Here is a 19116-nt window from a genome sequence, read left to right as displayed (position 1 = left end):
GCCGCAACAAATGACCATTTCTACATCGATATACACAGTCCAAGGCGGCTGAAAAGATCACGTTTTTCCTTATTTCTTTAGTATTGAATCGATGTCTCGATTGCATGCATAAGAAAAAGCTTAATTCGATTGAATCGAATCAAGCTCATTTTTTGTTATAGGGATGTCTCGAGTTGCTCCGCTTTTGTTATTAAACAGCCGGCTCAATCAGACCATACTTGCCGTCATCACGTTTGTAAACTACATTGACTTGATCCGTATCCATGTTCGAAAAAACGAAGAAATTATGGCCTACCATGTTCATTTGTAGAATCGCTTCTTCCACATCCATCGGCTTCAAATCAAAACGTTTGTTGCGGACCAGTTCAAAGTCTTCTTCTTCGTCCAAATAAGTAACAGACGATGTTTCAACCTTAAATAAATCACGCTTGCCGCCCTCTTGGCGAATTTTTCGATTCGTCCTCGTCTTATGCTTGCGTATCTGGCGTTCCAACTTGTCTACGACCAAATCAATCGACGCATACATATCATTGTTGCGTTCTTCAGCTCTCAGCAGCACGCCTGTTAGGGGAATACCTACCTCAATAGCTTGCAAACCTTTGACTACGCTAAGCTTTACTTGTACATCTGATGTAAGGGGAGCTTCAAAATACCTCTCTAGTCTGTTCAATTTCTTGTCGACATAGTCCCTGAGGGCTTCAGTTACTTCAAGGTGTTCTCCGCGAATGCTAATTTCCATGTTCAACATCTCCCTTCCTGCTTACATTATACTACATTCCACCCCCATCTTCATAATTCCTTTAAATTCCGATCTTACAATTTAAGCAAAAAAACACCCCAGAGTCATTGCCCCAGGGTGCTAGTTAGTTCATAGATGTATTCAAGCGGCACAAACGTACCGGAAACTTATATTCTGCTTACATTAGCGGCTTGCGGTCCACGTGCGCCTTCTACGATGTCAAACTCTACAGCCTGACCTTCATCTAACGTTTTGAAGCCTTCTGATTGAATCGCTGAGAAATGCACGAATACATCCCCGCCATCTTCACGCTCAATGAAACCATACCCTTTTTCTGCGTTAAACCATTTTACTTTACCTTGCATAACGTACACATTCCTTTCGTTTTAAAAAATAATAAATGATAAAACTAAAAATGAAAGCCCTTACTTTTTAACTATATCACCCGTCCGCTTGGCCTGTCAATTTCTAACTTACCATTTGAAGAAATATTTTGAAAATTCGGGTATATACAAGCCGTGGATAAGTGCAGAATTTGTAGAACATTGTCGTATCAGGCTTTTTACAACTTATTAACAAAGTTATGCACAGAGTTGTGCACATTATCCACAGCGTTCTATAACTAGGCCATTGAATCTTTAAACGATATCTTAAATGGATTATTACTCAGCTATTACGTTGACTAGTTTGGATGCCGATATTAAATAAACACCTGTAATATTTGAAATGTCAATAATACGTAAGAGAAAACAACATACTTAAGGAGAATACTATGACAGATTGGGTTTCCTTGTTTAAAGAGGCTGAAGGATTACTAAGAATTAGGGATGAGCAAGCATTGACAATATATCTTGAAATTATCGATAACAATCAGCCACTCTCTGCCATATCTTGTTATCGGATAGGAGAGATATATAACCGACTTCGTGACCCTATCTCTTCCTTTCAATACTTCCGAACAGCTTTTGAAAAAAATCCTCGGCTAAGTCAAATACTTTTAAAAGAAGATCATCCTGCTTACACATACAATTACATGGAACCACAAGAAAATCATATTGAAAATTGCCCTCTGTGTGGAGAAAAAGGCCATCCATACGCCACTTACAATACTACGACTTCAATGGATTTCATCCCAGGTTTTCACCCAATCCGACTCTGGATGTGCTGTGATTCATGTCATCACTTATTCGCATTTAACTATCCTGTAAACCTTGGCGAACTTCTCGCTAATAGTGCTTTTGATTTCAATTTAAGTCCAAAAACAACATTCTTCCCAACCATCAGTCAAATGATGAGGAATTTAACTTTTATAGCTCCGGGAGACCGTTTACTTGAGGTTGGTGTAGGTGCAGGTGAATTATCAGCGGTCGCAAAGGAATTCATGTTTAATGTTACAGGAATAGATATACGACCTCCCTATGCAGAAGCTGCTACCAATATGCTTGATATTCCAGTCTACACGGTAGATTTCCTTGAATTTGAAACCGCGGAAAAATTTGACGTTTTGATTATGGGTGATGTCATAGAACATATGTTTGATCCTATTCAAGCTTTACGTAAAGCACATTCACTTCTTAATGACAAAGGTGCCCTTTGGATTTCTACACCCAATTTCGAAAGTGCGTTTTCCATGGTAAAAAAAGATACTGACCCTATGTGGAGAATTGTTGAGCATTTAAATTACTTTTCCTTCCGTTCTCTCAAAAAATGGTTGGATATTTTGGGCTTTGAGGTAGTGGATTACAATGTTTCAGGCCACTATAACGGGTCTATGGAGGTTACCGCTATAAAAAAATAAACAAACAGTTCAGTATTCTTAATTACGTTGAATTTAGAACTAATATTTGCTTTAAAATACCTGACTATTTAACGCCTTGGAGGAAATCAATGAAACCCCTTCTTTCTCTCTGCATGATCGTTAAAAATGAAGAAAAAGTACTTGAACGATGCCTTCTTAGCGTCAAAACCCTTGTCGATGAGATTATTGTCGTCGATACGGGGTCAACAGATCAAACCAAAGCTATTGCAGCCCGCCATACGGACAAAGTATATGATTTATCATGGACGAACGATTTCTCTGCTGCACGAAACGAGTCAATCCGCCATGCTTCTGGGCGTTGGATATTAATTCTTGATGCAGATGAATATGTGCAACCGGCAGATCATGATAAACTTAGAAAATTTTTGCTGGAATATAAAAGCGATAGGCCTTGCGGATTTGTGCTGAACATTATGAATTTTGGTGGCAGCGGAAATGACGAATCGAATGTAGCGGAATCGACGGGAGCGCGCTTGTTCCTCAACGCTCAATCCATTCGATATATTGAACCGATTCATGAGCAGTTAACATCCGACTTCGGTACACCTTTATTCACACCTTATCCGTTCGTGATTTTCCACACTGGCTACACAGTACAGGTTGTTCAGGAAAAAAACAAATCGGAACGAAATTTATCGATATTGGAGAAAATGAATGCGGGCGAAAAGCGGAACAACCCTTACTTCTGCTTCGTGCTCGGCAATGAGTATACAAGCGCCGGACGCGAAGATGAGGCTCTGGATGTTTACCGGCGGTCCTTGGAACGAAGCAGCCCATCGGATACGTGGTATTTTTATCTGCTCGAAAGACTTGCCGTACTTGAAATGAAGAAGGGCAATTATTCGAAAGCACATGTAAATATTCGAAATGGTATAAAACTACTACCTGACCGGACAGATTTCCTATGTATGGAAGGGATTCTATTGGAAGCTCTCGGGCTCTGGAACGCCGCTGAGAATGTATTTCATCAATGCATTCAAATTGCAGTGGAAGCTGAAAAGAAGGGTTCGCCTTATTGGATTATAAAGCCATCATATGGGAAAATTGTCCCCCATCAGTCCATTGCTGAGATAAAGCGTAGAAAAGGCGATATTACGGGCGCGATTCATCACTGGGTGAAAACTCTGCAACATCAACCAAAGAATTACGCTGTTCTCCAGCTATTAATGGAGGCCCTTCTTCAATCTGAACCATATGATCAAGTAGCAGACATTATTGAACAACTCTATCCTCTTCACCAACCTATGAACAAAATGTTATTACATAAAATGGCACTAAAAATCGGGAGTATTGAACTTGTTACCAAATATGCTTCTGATGTGCTTGAGCTTGGCTTGCAGATTGATAAAGCCGATATTGTTCAGCAAAATCTGCTGCTTCGCAATTTGTCTACATCGACCACTTCTTCTCTTCGGCCGAATTCGTTAGATGATTCGCTTGCAATAGCCGCTGCTATTGTTCATCAAGAAATCTCAATTGCTGATACTGCCACGGGAGACACCACTGCTTGCACCGCCCTCGTGCAGGAAGCCTTGTTAGCCATTAATAATAAAACTTGGAACAGCGAAGTCCTAACGAACCAAGAGGATAGGTTTACTCAAACTTTGCAACTGCTTTGGCGTTACGGATATACAGAGATCTATTTGTCTCTTATGCAAATTATGGCAAGTGAAACAGTCCTGAATAATATGGCTGACTGGTTTTACACTCGTGGATTTCATGAACAAGCACTTGATCTGTACAGTGTTCTCCTTGAAAACAACTTGCTCCATGCAAAGGGGCTTAAGAATGTCGGAGTATGGTATATTAACTGTGGAAATATGGAAGAAGCACTCCCATTTCTAGAAGCATCTTTCAAAAAAGAAGCTTTCGTTGACATCATCGGGCTCTATAAAGAGCACGCCAGTCCTGAAGCTTATCGAAGGTTTAAATCTAGTTACATAGAGCAATTTCCAAATACTTCTCAATGCATATTTCTATAATAATAGTAAAAAGGACTGTCCACGTGGGCAGTCCTTTTTACTGTTATTTAATTAATTGTAAATGTGAGTGCATTACTTGTTTGTCCGTCAGCGTTAACGACGGTAACGTTAACCACACCGGAACCGCTGGGTACAGTAACTTTTAAACTCTTCGAGTTCATATATACAGCTGTAGCTTGAACTCCACCAAAATACACCTTCGAAGTACTAGCAAAGTTTAAACCATTAACATAAACAAGAGAACCTACGGGACTCGTAGTCGGCGACATACTTGTGATTTTTGGCGCCGGAAGGACTGGTCCATTATCATAAGTAAAGGTTGCCGATGCTGACTGTCCGTTCGATAAAGTGACAACAAGCGGTACATCCCCTATTGTCGGACTGCTCGGTACTGTAACTTTCAAACTTGTACTATTCATAAAAGTTACAGACGCGTTCACACCGTTTATCGTTACGTTCGCTCCACTTTCAAAGTTCGTGCCGTTAACGTAGATAACATCTCCACCCGCTTTGTTGCCATGATTCGGTGATAAGCTTGTAATTGTCGGTGTAACTACCGTGTACAGGTAGCCTTGCGGTAGCGTACCGGTACCGCCATCCGGATTCGTTACCGTTACGTCAACCTTGCCAACCACAGTTCCAGCTGGCACTGTAGCTTTAATTGTCGTAGCATTTACATAAGTACTGCTAGCAATGTTTGAGCCAAATGTTACAGTTGCACCGGACATGAAATTCGTACCGTAGATATATACGATATCTCCGCCCATAACTTTTCCTTGATTAGGAGAAACAGTTGTTACGGTTACTGGTTTAATAGCCGGGAGCGTATACTCATAGCCTTGAGTAAGAACAACTTCATTCGTAACATTAGTCACTTTCACATCCACTTTTCCAGGTGCGTCTCCAGCCGGAACAATTACCATCAAGCTTGTTCTGCTCATATAGGTTGTAGAAGCAGGTTTTCCGCCAATCGTTACTTGTGAGATGCCATTTACAAAATTCGTGCCGTTTACATAGATGGTTTCACCACCTGCAACAAGTCCAGTATTAGGCACAATCGAAGTAATCGTTGGTATCGGATATTGAACAGCGGTATAGGTATAAGCAGTTGCCAGCGTGAAGAATTTATTGTTCAAATCCGCTACTGCAACATCTACTGCACCTACATTATCACCTGCTGGAACAGTGATCATAAATTTCGTTGTAGATACATATGTCGTAGACGCTTGTTTTCCGCCTACAAATATTGTCATACCAGTTTTAAAATTTTTCCCGTTGACATAGACCTGGTTTCCGCCTGTGATAACACCTGTATTCGGTGTAACTGACGTAATTTCCGGATCTGCTGTCAGAGGTGCAATATATGTATATCCTCCGCTCAATGTAACTTGTTGACCATCTGTGTTTATGACAGTTACATCGACGCTGCCGATTGCATCGCCTGCAGGCACCTGAACTGACATTTCAGTGGAAGATATGTAGCTCACAATTGGAGCATTCTTACCTCCGATCAATACTTGCGACGTAGATACAAATCCCGTGCCGAATACATATACAATATCTCCACCCGTTACATTTCCCGAATTAAGAGCCACTGAAGTTATCGTTAGTGCCGGTGCCGGTGTTGGCGCTGGTGTCGGATCTGGTGTTGGCACCGGTGTTGGTGCTGGTGTCGGATCTGGTGTTGCCGCTGGTGTCGGATCTGGTGTTGGCGCTGGTGTCGGATCTGGCGTTGGCGCCGGTGTCGGATCTGGCGTTGGTGCCGGTGTCGGATCTGGTGTTGGCGCTGGTGTCGGATCTGGCGTTGGCGCTGGTGTCGGATCTGGCGTTGGCGCCGGTGTCGGATCTGGCGTTGGTGCCGGTGTTGGATCTGGCGTTGGTGCCGGTGTTGGCGCTGGTGTCGGATCTGGCGTTGGTGCCGGTGTTGGCGCTGGTGTTGGATCTGGCGTTGGAGCCGGTGTTGGCGYTGGTGTCGGATCTGGCGTTGGTACCGGTGTTGGCGCTGGTGTCGGATCTGGCGTTGGTGCCGGTGTTGGTGCTGGTGTCGGATCTGGCGTTGGTGCCGGTGTTGGCGCTGGTATCGGATCTGGCGTTGGTGCCGGTGTTGGCGCTGGTGTCGGATCTGGCGTTGGTGCCGGTGTTGGCGCTGGTGTCGGATCTGGCGTTGGTGCCGGTGTTGGCGCTGGTGTCGGATCTGGCGTTGGTGCCGGTGTTGGCGCTGGTGTCGGATCTGGCGTCGGCGTTGGTTTCGGGTTTGGACAGTTCACAGTTAAGTTGGAACCCGATATATGGAATTCTTTAGCTACCAATGATCCATTGAAAGTACTTTTACTTCCGGTTATTTTCATTGAGCCGTAAGGTGCATAGAAAATTCCATTATACTCACTATTGCTTCCCGAGACTTCAATATCTTTTAACGAGTAGAAAGCAACGGAGTCATCGCTTGAAGCATACTTTAAACCTGACCCGCTGATTTTAATGCTTCCGGTAGCAAAAACAGTTCCGATTCCACTAACCTGACTTCCGGAGATTGTAACGTCACCATCCACAAAAATTACTCCATTTATTTTTGTGCTGTTTCCAGAAAAGTTTGTTTTACCACTATACACTTTCGTTGCTTTTCGCTTGTATTCATCGGCATTTAACTGAAACATCCCCATAGGTGCAGATTTTACTTTTGAGTTAAATGTATTGTTGTTACCAGATGACTTGAACGAATTTCCATATTCCAATTCATCAATGTTATTCTTGCTTCCGGCAACCACGACATTCCCGTTAATGTGAGCTTTACCATTGATACTGTTACCTGAACCTGTTAAAGAGAATGTTTGATTCGGATCTCCTGCAAAAAGTGCATAAACAAAAATGTTCTTCGCTTCACCTGCATGCACCTCGTTCGCTAAAACCGTGTTGAGGGGCATTAATGCTAAACATACTACTAAAAAAGCTCCTAGTAATCTTTTAAATTTAATCATGTTATTTTTCTCCTCTCGTTTAATTAAAAAAGAAAACACAACAGCAGGATGCTATTGTGTTTACTAACACTTCGCAACCTGGCAATCTTAATAGTTTCTTAGTCCTATTGAAGACCCATGGCTTTGCGTCCCTACATTTCTATAGGTTTGCCAAATATTTAGTTTTGCCAAAATATTCCCAGTTTCTATACCTTTAGAACTAATACCTATTTACTAGTTTAGTATATTTTCTTATTATTTATTTCGCAAGTATTTTCCTAGTGGTTTTTACAAGTTTTTCCTCATTTTTTCGACATTATATTTGTATTACCGATTTTTATCGATGAAAAAGCCAACACTCTGCTCTTCTTCATATTGATATAGCTCTCGTGAAACTTTACCAGAGTTTATACGCTGAAGTTTTCCAACCAATGATTGTTGGATCGTTTTAAATTTCTCGAGATTATTTTGTTCCAGCATAAAACATTCTTTGATGTATGGCTTTTCATGTTCATTGAAAGAGCGTCCCTCTTCCAATAATATTTCTTCGATTTGATGCCGCAACTCAACTTGATTATTCTGTAAAGAAAGAAGCAAATTTTCATTTGCTTCTTCATCTAAATCTAATCGAGATATTTGAATCGTTGTTTCTCTTAGGTTCTCTAATAGATGCTCTACAGGAGTCGAATGTGTCATACCTTTTGCACCTTCTCCCCACTTTTCAAGTTCTTCAACGCCTCATTCCATGTATCTCGCAATTCTGTAAACATCGTGACACAATACTGAGCAGATTCGGAATCAAGCTTAACATTCGCTTCGAACAACTTACTCTGAAGAAACGCATATAAACTGTTTAAATCGTGGGAGATTTCATATTCCATGTTTAAAGTGGATTGAAGTTCTTCGATAATATTCTGAGCTTTCGAGAAATTGGTATGTTTTCCTGCAAAATCTTGTTTCTCTAAACAAGTAATACCCTGTTTAATAAAGAGAATACAACCATTATAAAGCATCAAAGTCAGCTCTCCTGGGGAGGATGTCTGGACACGGGTGTTTAAATACTGGTTCTGTGCGTGAAGCATAGATTCTTCTTCACCTCTTCTCGTCAATGATTGTACCCACTGTTAACTCCTGAAGTTTCTCCACCAATTCGATAAATTTCTCAGATGGCACTTCATGAATGACTTCTTGGGTATCTTTATTTAAAATTTGTACAATTACATCACCAGTTGATTGGTGTATTTTATACTTAAATTCATGTGGGGTTCCTTGAACCGCTTTATTAGCCTTATTAATTGAATCAAGTAACGCTTTCTCCCCAACCGTTAGTATTTGTGACTTGCTCTTTTCTTTTATTTCAGCATACTCTCCGGTTGCCTTAATCGGCTCAGACACATCCTTTGTTACTGACGGCATTTGAGCATGGGGAAGTTTGGATTGAATATCCATTAGGTTTCCTCCTTTTCATTGAGCATATTTCCAAAGATTACTGCTACATGTAATTAACCCATTTGACTTTGCAGCCAGCTCATTTGTGAATTCCCTTTTTCAATTGCAGTCTCCATCGTGCTGAACATTCTATAGAAGTTGTCCTCTTTCTTGTTAAGCTTTTCTGTCATATCTGCGATTTTTTGAGCGAGATCATTGTCCTTCTTGCCCAAAGACGTATAAGTGCTAGTATATGATCCGTTTGTCGAACCAGCCTTTTTCGAAATCTCCGACATCGTATTGCCAGCATCCTCATAGATCCGTTGTGCAATACCACGATCTGTACCAGTACCATGTGTCGTGAACAAATTAATGGCGGCTTGCGGATCCGCATCAATAGCAGCTTTTAATTTCGTCGAATCAATATATAATTTTCCGGCAGTGGAAGGATCATATTTACTATAAGCACCCGTCGTAACACCAATATCATCAAGTGATTTATAGGTAGACGCTATTCCAGTCACCTCAGTAGTCACATCGGAGCGTAAATCCAAATATGCTTTAGACACAATCGTGTCTCCGCGAAGAAGACCTTGTTTGGCCTTAATTTCCCAATTTTTTATATCAACATCACTCATTGCCTTCTTTTGATCGCTAGTAAGTGGTTGATAACTCCGTTCTACCGTCTCATCCAACTTGGATTTCATAGCAACGCTTGTATCGTTATAAGTCGATACAAAACTGTTTATTTTTGCGTAAATAGCATCTTTATCAGCCTGCGTGAAGACAGGATTGCCACTAGCATCCGTTCCTGAAGCCGTTGGCCAGTTGTAGTTATACTGTAATTGCTTGCCCTGTTCACTTAACGGATAAATAGCCGTGTTTACTGCACGGTATGAATCCTGTAGCCACTCGTTCTTTGTTTTTTGCTTATTGAGATTGTCGATCGGTAGCTGCTCCGCTTTCATTAGCTTGCTGACCATACCATCAATATCCATCCCAGAGGACAAACCCGTTATTCGCATAACCATTCTATTCATCTCCTTAGTTATTCATTGTCTACTATATTTATCGTACAATATGGTATTATTGATTAGCTTTTTTCGAAGAAATTCGAAAAATTCTTACAAAAAAAGAAAGGCCTTCGAAATCGAAGACCTTTCTTTGTATAAACTGATTGTTGATTAACGGAGCAATTGCAATACGCCTTGTGGTGCTTGGTTCGCTTGTGCCAGCATTGCCGTGGACGCTTGTTGAAGAATATTGAATTTAGTGTAATTCATCATTTCAGAAGCCATGTCAGTATCACGAATACGGGATTCTGCAGCTTGCAGGTTTTCTGTGTTTACACTAGTGTTGTTGTAAACATGCTCAAGTTGGTTTTGGTATGCACCAAGTGCGGAGCGAGCAGCGTTAACCGCTTTGATAGCAGTATCTACGTTACCACTTTCGGTTGTAGCCAATGCCTGTGTACCTACACCACCAAGTGTCAAGCCAGTAATATCTGCTTTCGTCATGTCCATGATTACTTGGTCAGCAGCACCGCCACCTGTTTGAATCGTGAAGGCATTTGTACCACTACCATCCAACAAATTGATACCGTTAAATTGTGTGTTTGTAGCAATATCAGTGATAGCTGTTTTCAATTGTTGGTATTCAGAATCCATTGCTGTACGATCAGTGTTGTTGTACGTACTACTTTGCGCTTGAGTCGAAAGTTCTTTCATGCGCGTCAGCATGTCAGAAACTTCGTTCATTGCACCCTCAGCTGTTTGTGCAAGAGAAATACCGTCCTGAGCGTTACGCATACCTTGGTTCATCCCTTTGATTTGGGAGCGCATTCCCTCGGAGATTGAAAGACCTGCTGCGTCGTCTGCCGCGCGGTTGATGCGGAAGCCGGAAGACAATTTTTCGCTGGACTTACCTTGTTGTGCGTTGTTAAACACGAGGTTGCGGTGAGAGTTCATTGCGTTAAGATTGTGGTTGATAATCATTTGTAATTCCTCCTTGAATTTGTATTCCACATCCATGTGGATTGTATAGGTCTTTGACCCTATATATATTATGTCGGCTGAAGCAATAATAAAGTTTATAGCAAATTTAGTTTTTTTTCGCTAAATTTTTTTATTTTTTCTCGTTTCAAAATTGGGTTATATAATTATTTACCTAAACATCCTCTAAATTCAGCATTTTTCTCATATTTTCGATATTTGGAAGCTCAGTAATCGCTTCTCTATTGCTTTGCTGAATGGCCTCAAATACTTCCTTACGATATATTCTGGTATCATTAGGAGCATTGATGCCTATTTTTACTTGATCGCCATCTATCGATGTGATAAATACTTCAATATTCTCGCCTATGAGAATAGACTGCCCATTTTTTCTTGTAAGAATTAACATGTTACACCCTCAATTCCTTTCTCGTTGAATTTTGGGAATAAAGGTGTTTGGGTACTAAAGTCTCTCGAAGGTGCATGCACAATTTGGCTACCTGATTGATGGTTAATGTTAATAACAAGCGGAGCTACCAAGTTCATTGTTGATTTCTCAAATGGTTTCTTTAAAGTTATGATCCCTAGTGCAAGTACCTCTTCGTGTGTATTTATTTTCAGCCATGTCTTATCTTTCTCATCCAACTCAAAACTATAGTTCTGGAAAAAAGTAAATGGGTTAGCTACAACAAAACCGATACTTTTTTCTTCTATACTCTTTAAATAAGCAAATGGTCCCTTTTCATCAATTGTCTCAAATTCAAATAAATCTAATTCCTTAAAGCCAAGAATTGAACCTTTAAAGCTAATTGTTTTCCCATTTATATAATCAAACATTCTATATCCTCCTTTTCAATAATTTAAGGCAATAGCATTAGCTATTGCCTTAAATTATTAATGATAACCTACTTATACCAATCATAAGAGCTTACATTTATTTCTATTGAATTCTTTTGCTTTACATAAATGTCTATATTCCCAGGACTATAGCTAATCTGAGGTTTCTGAGCCGTATATTGAATCTCGGCTTTATGAGGCGTAATATTAATTTCCGGCTTTCTCATTTCATAATTTAGCTTCACGTTGAGGTTTGAAGCCTCACCTACATACTCCACAGGGTTTTGTTCATTCATTTGGTTTCCGGCGATCTCGGCAAATGGATTACTAGGATTTGTGATCATGGCCATTCGGTTGCCATCTTCAACAATCTTACCGATTGCTTGCAGCGCTACTGAGTGAAGTTGGCTATAAATTTGATTCATCCATTCCAAGTGGTTTCCCTTACCTAAGGCACTCCAAGCAGCAGAGGAATCAACACTTAATTCTCCACTGGGACTAGTAATATCGATTGTTGCAGCCTGCTGTTTGATATCCAATTGCCCTGGCGGAGATTGAATAGCAAACTGCGCATTCTGAGTATCAATACCAATCTCTGCGTACGTTTGGCGGATAGATAATCTAGGTATGTTCAAAGACGAACCTCCTTATTATCTTAAGAAGTCTATCAAGCTGGGTTGAATAATCTTTGCTCCTGTTGATAGAGATGCTTGATATACATTTTCATCCGTTTTTAAATTAGTGATAGTTTCCGCCATATCGGCATCTTCTGTTTTGCTGCTAAGATCAGTAAGGTTTACGTCTAGATCTTTGAGTCTGTTATCCATGAGATCTATACGGTTAGCTCGCGCACCTACTTCAGATCGCACCGTTTGAAAATTGTCAAATCGTTTTGATAGATCGGTCATTAACCCCTTTGCCACAGTCAAATTTGCTGGTGTTCCAGGAGGACTTGGAGAGAAAGCATCCTGCAGACCCTTTAAAATTTTAAATAAGTTGTCGTTGTTGGGATTGGTTGTCGTGTCTGGAGCTCCAAATACATCATTTCCGGTTTGATTTATTGGGATGGTTATACCAGCAGATACCTGGTAGTTTATCTTCTGATCATCCGGTATATCTACTGATGCTGTAGCAATTGAATAGGGTTGTTTATCTGTGAATTGTCCATTAAACGTATACTTCCCATTTAACTGGTCATTCCCAAGACCTACTGCAGTTTCATATAGTTGTCCCATTTCGATGCCAATCGCATCAAGCGCAGATTGCGGATTAGTTCCATTTAATCCTTGGACCGTTAATTCTTTAGCCCTTTGCATGACGTCATTTATTTGGGAGAGGACGGTATCTGTATGGTCAACAGCAGATTTAGCCGCATCAATGTTTCTTTGGTATTGATCATTAATAGAAATTTCACTGCGATACCGAAGTGCATATGTAATTCCTACTGGATCGTCCGAAGGTTTATTGATTTTTCTCCCAGTAGAAAGTTGGTTTTGGCTTACACTCATTCGTTTCACATTATTACTAATATTACTTAGTAACTGTGATTGGATCATTCCTTGCGTCACTCTTAAGACCACTTATAAAACCTCCTCTACGTACGATTATCTACCTACTATCCCCATACCGTTAATCACTTTATCTAACATTTCATCGAAAGTAGTCATAACTCTTGCTGCAGCTGTATAAGAATGTTGAAACTTAATCATATTGGACATTTCTTCATCTAATGAAACTCCACTTACGGACTGTCTGCGGCTGTCTACTTGGTCTACGAGCGCTTTTTGGTTATCTAATTGGCGGGAGGCTTCTTGAGCCTGTACGCCTAGTTGTCCTACAATGGATCGGAAGAAGTCATCAACTGTTCCTGAATTTAGAATGGCCCCAGAATTGGTCGGATCAAAATTAAATTTAGTGTCCTTCAACTGGCTCATCAATAGCGCTAAGGTATTATTTCCTTTTGTAACTGTCTCAGCTGCACCTGTTCCATCGGTTCTAAGTGATGTTGCAATTTTTGAAGTATCCTTATCAATAATAGGGTTTAATTGAAAGCTCTCAGCTGTAATATTCGAGAAACCTGCTTTAGCAGTAAAGAAATCCTGAGCGCCTTGAACCGGATTATCTAATGTATACCCTAATTTATGAAGGCCGTTTAATCCTTTTACAGTAACCGTTAAATCGTTAGCTAGTGTTCTTGCCGCGCCCGTATAGACTTTGCCGTTCAAAACTGTTTTATCCGGCAAGACTGACCCCGCAGGTATGGTAATCGTAATGTCACCGTTAGCAATCGAATTTGCTAAAGTATCCAATTGCGTTTGATAGTCAGCCACAAATTTATCTCTAGAGATTATCATGCCTTGTACTTCACCACTATTCAGATTACCTGAAGAGTAGTCGGACATTAATGAGGCTGAGGTGGTCGCATTGACAGTATCACCAGTTACTAAATTTGTATTACCCATATTAATGGTATACCCATCAGGCGTATCAACAACCTGTACGTTTACAATCTTCGACAAATTATCGGTTAATAAGTCCCTCTGGTCTCTTAAATCATTGGCATCGTCGCCTAAACTTTCGATTTTTTTGATTTCCAGATTCAAATTCGCAATCGAAGAAGAAACGGAGTTGATTTCTTTTGATTTTAATTCAATATTATTGGTCAAGTCTGATTGTAAATCTTTTAATTTATCGCTTGTAAAATGAAATGCATCTGCCAATGCTACTGCATTTTCTCTAACAATCTTACGACCTGCTACATTTTCAGGATCTTTACTCAGATCTGACCATGATTTCCAAAAATTATCTAAAACTGTTCGGAGTCCCGTATCCGAAGGTTCATTCATTACCGTTTCTAGCTTTTCAAGCGTATCAGATTGGATATTCCAGCTGCCAAAGGCCTTATTTTCATTCCGATATTGATCATCCAGAAATTTTTCGCGAACTCTAGTAATCGAGGTTACCTCAACTCCTGTTCCAAGTTGCCCAGGTGCATTGGAGCGGTTTATGCCAAAGGCTTCAATCGGGATACTTTCGGTCGTATTGGCAACTTGCCTAGAGAAACCAGGCGTGTTGGCGTTAGCAATATTATGTCCCGTCGTGTTAAGTGCTGCTTGTTGCGTGAATAAGCTACGCTTCGCCGTTTCCAGCAAATGAAATGTGGATCTCATAATTGCACTCCTTTACGCTTTCGTATCGAACCAACCGCTTCTTGCTGACGCATAATACTGTTGATGAGGATTACTGTATACGGCATCTTGTTCAGGTGTATTCATCAACAAATTTATAGAATAATCAATAAATGATAACGAATGCTCAATTAGATTCTGATTTAACTCATTGACCTGTTTTAATTCCTTAATCTTATTAGATAATCTCTCATGTATATCTGTAAGGCTCTTCTTCTCTTCAGCTTTAAAAATTACTTTAATTAAATCACTGACTTTAACTCGTGGGTCAGGCCTATACCCTCTAGATAACAAATATTCGCCAATCAATTGAATTCGAAGTTGATTGATTTCCTCTATCCGCTTAATCAATTTGCTCTCTTTAAGGACAATTTTGTTTAATCGATCTACCCGATTGTCCACGAGAACCGGTGTTTTTTCCTTGGAAGTCTCCAATAGGGCATCATGAAGGGAAATTAGCTCCTCCATCGTTTCCACAATGACTGAAATAGACACTCGAAATCACCTATTCTCTGCAAGATATACTACTTGTTACTACGTAAATAAGGGTACAATTTATCTGCGATTTTGTGGGCGTCAACTCGATACGTTCCTGCATCAACGGACCGCTTTAGCTCTTCAATATGTTTTCTATGTTCACTTCTTTCAAGTCCGTTCGTATTTTCCAGTAATTCTTTGGCCTCAGCAGAGATTTGCACTTCATCTTTTCTTTTTTTCTTTTCCGTTCCGTTTAGAGGTCTACTCTCATTGTTTTGTGTATATTTATTAATATTTCCAATTCGTTGATTTTCATTGATTTTCATAGGTTACACCTCTTTATCCCTTTAATGAACAAAAACCGATAATCATTAATACTGTTATCGGCATCCGGCATATGAAACTTTATATCTTTCCGTTTATGTTTATTAGTGTCTGTCCTTCAAACGATCTTTAATATTAAAAGCCCCCCTGTTATTTTGTGCGTTTAACTCTTGCCTTCGCAGCTCATCTTCTGTATTGTTCTTCACATCTTTAGCTAACTTACTTCGGCAAGATTCGCAAATCGTCTTATCCCTAATCAAAGTACCGCATACTTCGCAAGGGTAGGACAAATTAGGCGCATTCAGTATTGAAATTCGTCCTTCGCGGATGAATTTAGTTATCTGTTTAATCGAAACTTCTGTTGCTTCGCTCAAGTCGTTAATGTTTGTCCCTTTATTTTCACGTATGTACTTCACACATCTCTCATATTGCAGATCTATTTCTTTAACGCAATTCGGACATACGTCGTTAAAGCCTTTAACGAATATTTTACCGCAGCGCGGACAATTAGCTACATTCATGCCCATTGTACAGCCCCCTCCTATTATTACCACTACCCAATTATTAATTCCAGTTTACAGCAATTCGACAGCGTTTGCACAATAATATTAATATTTTTGACAGATGTGATGACAATTCCTGCTACCGCGCCCACGTTAGTCCGAATACTTCAGCAGATAAATACTCTCCAAGAACCTTGGCGCATTGATTCATGGTACTCCCAGTCGTATAAACATCATCCACAATATAAATAACGTACGAAGTATTCGGGGATTTTCCCAAATAAGCATGAATTGAATCATTTACCTCAAAAACATGCTCCAAATCGTCCAACCGTTCGCTCCTCTTCTTGAAACTTTGTTTATCTGTATGCTTGGAACGCTTAAGAAGGGGTATGACAGGAATCCCTACTCTTTGACCTAGTTCTACTGCCATCTGCTCCGCTTGGTTAAAACCACGTTCCAGCAGTCTCCGCTCGCTCACAGGCACGAAAGTGATAAGCTCCTTCACAGAATCGGATTCTGCTGGTAAAGTGTCACTATCCATATGTAACATACGATACGAATGTACAAGCATTTGTCCGAGGACCGTCTTCAAACGTTCATCTCCACGATACTTATATCGCGCCAACAATTCCTTCATCGTTTCATCATATCTGACAGCGCTGCGGCTTCTCATAAAATAGGAATGCGGCCTACGTTGGCAGTCTGAGCAAAACTCCCCTCGTCCACAAGTTGGACAAAGCGCCTCTCTAATCCACGGAATTCGAGTGTAACACGAATGGCAAAGTCCTAGCTCATCAAAATGGAGAGTCCTATTCTGCTTGCAAAGTAAACATTCTTTTCTTAGCGGACTAAGCAGCGAAGCCACCGAACCCATCATTTTTTTAATCAAAATTCTCATATCCAATTGCTGATAGCTCATTCATTTCCCCCTTAATAAATAGCCCCGTTTACGAGCGATGCGATTCATCTGCTTAATTTGTCGAATAGCCTCCTTTTGAGATTGCGTGATTTCTTTTGCTGCAAAATAGACCTTCCCTGCCGGATCGTCCTGCGACCTGCCTGCGCGCCCAGCCATCTGAACGAGCGCTGCTTCATCAAATAACTGCGAGTCAGCATCCATAATGAACACATCAGACTTTGGCACCGTGACTCCTCGCTCCAAAATCGTTGTTGTGACCAGCACACGGATCTCTCTGTTTCGAAAAAATTGGACCTTTTCTGTTCGAGCAGGATCCTTTGATGAAGTTCCTTCGACAGACAGAACGGTTTCATTCATGCCATGGCTTAGTTTAGCCCTTAGAAGATTAACCATTGGCTCAACCAACTGAATGTTAGGGACAAATACAAACACCTGTGCACCTCGTTCCACCGAGGCCGCCAACTTTTTAAGCAGTGAAGCCGGCATCGCTTGTGACTGTACCACTCTCTTCAGAGGTGGGACCGAAACCAATTGAGGCACTGGCAATGGGTGCCTGTGGAAGCGTACCGGTACTCGAACATGCGGTAATTGCCCCCTCTTTGCAGCGAGCCTTACAGCTCTCGGCGGTGTGGCCGAAAGCAATATATTCGTTCCGTTTGGCTTACAGACTTTAGCTGCCGCATAAGTAAGCATGGGATTGTTATGATAGGGAAAAGCATCAATCTCATCGATTATGACAAGATCAAAGGCCTCATGAAAGCGCAGCAGCTGATGCGTTGTCGCGATCGTGATCTGCCCCTGTTCCCAGCGCTGCTCGCTTCCACCATACAGCGTCACCACGCTGTAATCGGCAAATGCTCGCCCAATCCGCGGTTGCAGCTCCAGTACCACGTCTTTGCGCGGTGTCGCGATAAGTACATGCCCTCCTCTCGCAACAGTGTGATGGATCAAAGGAAAGATCATCTCCGTCTTCCCCGCGCCGGTAACTGCCCAGATTAGAAACCTCCTAGGCATCCGTTCATTACTTTCAGTTCGCGCTTTTACTCTTGCTCGTGCCCTCGGTCCGACCTCTGCCATCTCCCCGCTTATATAGCGTAGTCCTTCCATGGATGCCCTCGCTTGTGCATCACTCAGCCCCCACGGCTCCAAATAGGTACGAAAATGCTCAGATGGAGCACTTCCCTCATGGTCACTCTGTCCCCAACGGGACTCCACCACGCCCTTCCCATCCGGCGCTATCTCCTCCGACCGCCCAAGAACAAGCAAAGAACAAAACCGTGACCTCCCTATGGTCAAGCATTCTTCACAATAAGGGCATACTTGTCCGCAATGTAGGCAGTCCGACCAAAACATGCGCTCCTCACCACTGCCGCAACGTTTGCAGCGATAGATTATCATCTTCCTAAATCCTCTGCGCCAATCTCTGCGCTCCATAATCTTCAGTCCATTCCCCACATCTAAGTCAGCGTTGAGATGACCCAATTGCAAGTAAGATAACCAAGCATCCTCAGAGTGGAGGTCTATTCCAGCAGCCTCCAAAAGCTGTTGAAATTCCTCAATAAGCAGCGACCTCCCGCTGCAAGCTTCAACAATCTTGGCGTATACCGTGGCATTCAACGGTATTCTTGGAAACATTCCTTGCCTCCACATTTCATAGCGAATTAGTGTCATATCCAAATCTTTACCGTTCGGTATCTCACATTGTTTGGCTATCAGACGAAAACGCTGTAGCATTCTCTTATCATCCATTCCGAACTCGAATGAACGCTCCCCCCGAAGCCTCTCAAGCATTCGCACACCCTGCCCTAACGAAATAAAAGGTTCGAACAGTACGAGGCCGGCGTCGGCTGCGTAGTGCTCGAACCAATATTGGATGTCTGTCGGTGAGTGAATCGTTAATCGCCACTCCCACTCTTTTCCCAAACAAACTGCGTAAAGTTGGACCTTCATTC

General features: G+C 41.4%; 21 protein-coding genes and 1 riboswitch. Of the genes, 3 read left to right on the top strand and 18 right to left on the bottom strand.

Features of this window, described 5'->3' with window-relative positions; all coding sequences use genetic code 11:
• Positions 1 to 190: 190 nt before the first annotated feature.
• Both hpf and ASG93_RS12200 read right to left on the bottom strand, forming a co-directional pair.
• Positions 191 to 739, bottom strand: coding sequence for a ribosome hibernation-promoting factor, HPF/YfiA family (gene hpf / locus ASG93_RS12205; protein ID WP_056832243.1), 549 nt, complete (start codon positions 737 to 739; stop codon positions 191 to 193).
• Positions 740 to 906: 167 nt separating this feature from the next.
• Positions 907 to 1104, bottom strand: coding sequence for a cold shock domain-containing protein (locus tag ASG93_RS12200; protein ID WP_047682118.1), 198 nt, complete (start codon positions 1102 to 1104; stop codon positions 907 to 909).
• A gap of 407 nt (positions 1105 to 1511) precedes the next feature.
• Between ASG93_RS12200 and ASG93_RS12195 the strand changes: the two genes are divergently transcribed.
• Together ASG93_RS12195 and ASG93_RS12190 are read left to right on the top strand one after the other, a co-directional pair.
• Complete coding sequence (locus ASG93_RS12195; protein ID WP_056832241.1) at positions 1512 to 2537, top strand: class I SAM-dependent methyltransferase; 1026 nt, start codon at positions 1512 to 1514, stop codon at positions 2535 to 2537.
• A gap of 89 nt (positions 2538 to 2626) precedes the next feature.
• Entirely contained in the window at positions 2627 to 4540 is a 1914-nt protein-coding gene (locus ASG93_RS12190; RefSeq protein WP_056832239.1) for a glycosyltransferase, read from the top strand.
• Between the two features lie 47 nt (positions 4541 to 4587).
• Here the strand turns inward: ASG93_RS12190 and ASG93_RS35910 are convergent, their stop codons facing one another.
• The gene (locus ASG93_RS35910) at positions 4588 to 6135 is read right to left on the bottom strand and encodes an IPT/TIG domain-containing protein (protein ID WP_200984479.1); all 1548 of its coding nucleotides are present in this window, start codon (positions 6133 to 6135) and stop codon (positions 4588 to 4590) included.
• Here ASG93_RS35910 and ASG93_RS35905 point away from each other — a divergent pair.
• Entirely contained in the window at positions 6080 to 6898 is an 819-nt protein-coding gene (locus ASG93_RS35905) for a hypothetical protein (RefSeq protein ID WP_063891861.1), read from the top strand. The genes ASG93_RS35910 and ASG93_RS35905 overlap by 56 nt on opposite strands.
• Before the next feature lie 686 nt (positions 6899 to 7584).
• Positions 7585 to 7677: riboswitch (cyclic di-GMP riboswitch) on the bottom strand.
• Between the two features lie 144 nt (positions 7678 to 7821).
• On the opposite strand, the gene ASG93_RS12175 is transcribed toward ASG93_RS35905, so the two are convergent.
• The 15 genes from ASG93_RS12175 to ASG93_RS12105 all read right to left on the bottom strand — a co-directional run bounded on the left by ASG93_RS12175 (position 7822) and on the right by ASG93_RS12105 (position 19114).
• Positions 7822 to 8190 carry a hypothetical protein gene (locus ASG93_RS12175; protein ID WP_056832235.1) on the bottom strand — a complete coding sequence of 123 codons (369 nt, stop codon included), beginning with the start codon at positions 8188 to 8190 and terminating at the stop codon, positions 7822 to 7824.
• Complete coding sequence (gene fliS / locus ASG93_RS12170; RefSeq protein WP_056832233.1) at positions 8187 to 8576, bottom strand: flagellar export chaperone FliS; 390 nt, start codon at positions 8574 to 8576, stop codon at positions 8187 to 8189. The genes ASG93_RS12175 and fliS overlap by 4 nt, the downstream gene beginning before the upstream one ends.
• Before the next feature lie 10 nt (positions 8577 to 8586).
• Positions 8587 to 8943: a flagellar protein FlaG gene (locus ASG93_RS12165; RefSeq protein ID WP_056832231.1), complete on the bottom strand. Its 357-nt coding sequence runs from the start codon at positions 8941 to 8943 to the stop codon at positions 8587 to 8589.
• A 53-nt stretch (positions 8944 to 8996) separates the two neighbouring features.
• Positions 8997 to 9953: a flagellar filament capping protein FliD gene (fliD, locus tag ASG93_RS12160; protein ID WP_056832228.1), complete on the bottom strand. Its 957-nt coding sequence runs from the start codon at positions 9951 to 9953 to the stop codon at positions 8997 to 8999.
• A 153-nt stretch (positions 9954 to 10106) separates the two neighbouring features.
• Positions 10107 to 10916, bottom strand: coding sequence for a flagellin (locus ASG93_RS12155; RefSeq protein ID WP_056832226.1), 810 nt, complete (start codon positions 10914 to 10916; stop codon positions 10107 to 10109).
• A 172-nt stretch (positions 10917 to 11088) separates the two neighbouring features.
• A complete protein-coding gene (gene csrA, locus ASG93_RS12150; protein ID WP_056832224.1) occupies positions 11089 to 11322 on the bottom strand; it encodes a carbon storage regulator CsrA in 234 nt (77 codons plus the stop codon).
• The gene (gene fliW / locus ASG93_RS12145; protein ID WP_056832222.1) at positions 11316 to 11750 is read right to left on the bottom strand and encodes a flagellar assembly protein FliW; all 435 of its coding nucleotides are present in this window, start codon (positions 11748 to 11750) and stop codon (positions 11316 to 11318) included. The genes csrA and fliW overlap by 7 nt, the downstream gene beginning before the upstream one ends.
• 68 nt (positions 11751 to 11818) lie before the next feature.
• On the bottom strand, positions 11819 to 12385 hold the full coding sequence (locus ASG93_RS12140) for a DUF6470 family protein (RefSeq protein ID WP_056832219.1): 567 nt from the start codon (positions 12383 to 12385) through the stop codon (positions 11819 to 11821).
• Positions 12386 to 12400: 15 nt separating this feature from the next.
• On the bottom strand, positions 12401 to 13330 hold the full coding sequence (gene flgL / locus ASG93_RS12135; RefSeq protein ID WP_082614877.1) for a flagellar hook-associated protein FlgL: 930 nt from the start codon (positions 13328 to 13330) through the stop codon (positions 12401 to 12403).
• A 24-nt stretch (positions 13331 to 13354) separates the two neighbouring features.
• Entirely contained in the window at positions 13355 to 14920 is a 1566-nt protein-coding gene (gene flgK, locus ASG93_RS12130) for a flagellar hook-associated protein FlgK (RefSeq protein WP_056832217.1), read from the bottom strand.
• 12 nt (positions 14921 to 14932) lie between these two features.
• Positions 14933 to 15433, bottom strand: a complete 501-nt coding sequence (locus ASG93_RS12125; protein WP_056832215.1) for a flagellar protein FlgN — start codon at positions 15431 to 15433, stop codon at positions 14933 to 14935.
• A 29-nt stretch (positions 15434 to 15462) separates the two neighbouring features.
• Entirely contained in the window at positions 15463 to 15741 is a 279-nt protein-coding gene (gene flgM, locus ASG93_RS12120; RefSeq protein WP_056832213.1) for a flagellar biosynthesis anti-sigma factor FlgM, read from the bottom strand.
• 102 nt (positions 15742 to 15843) lie between these two features.
• Positions 15844 to 16260 (bottom strand): flagellar protein, encoded by a 417-nt coding sequence (locus ASG93_RS12115; protein WP_235550831.1) that lies wholly within the window; start codon positions 16258 to 16260, stop codon positions 15844 to 15846.
• A 121-nt stretch (positions 16261 to 16381) separates the two neighbouring features.
• Positions 16382 to 17164, bottom strand: a complete 783-nt coding sequence (locus tag ASG93_RS12110; RefSeq protein ID WP_056832209.1) for a ComF family protein — start codon at positions 17162 to 17164, stop codon at positions 16382 to 16384.
• Positions 17165 to 19114, bottom strand: coding sequence for a DEAD/DEAH box helicase (locus ASG93_RS12105; protein ID WP_056832208.1), 1950 nt, complete (start codon positions 19112 to 19114; stop codon positions 17165 to 17167). It lies immediately after the preceding gene.
• Positions 19115 to 19116: the final 2 nt, after the last annotated feature.

The sequence above is a fragment of the Paenibacillus sp. Soil787 genome, assembly GCF_001429545.1.
Classification (GTDB): domain Bacteria; phylum Bacillota; class Bacilli; order Paenibacillales; family NBRC-103111; genus Paenibacillus_E.
The sequence above is the reverse complement of the archived record's forward strand: the minus strand, read 5'-3'. Positions and strand labels throughout refer to the sequence as shown.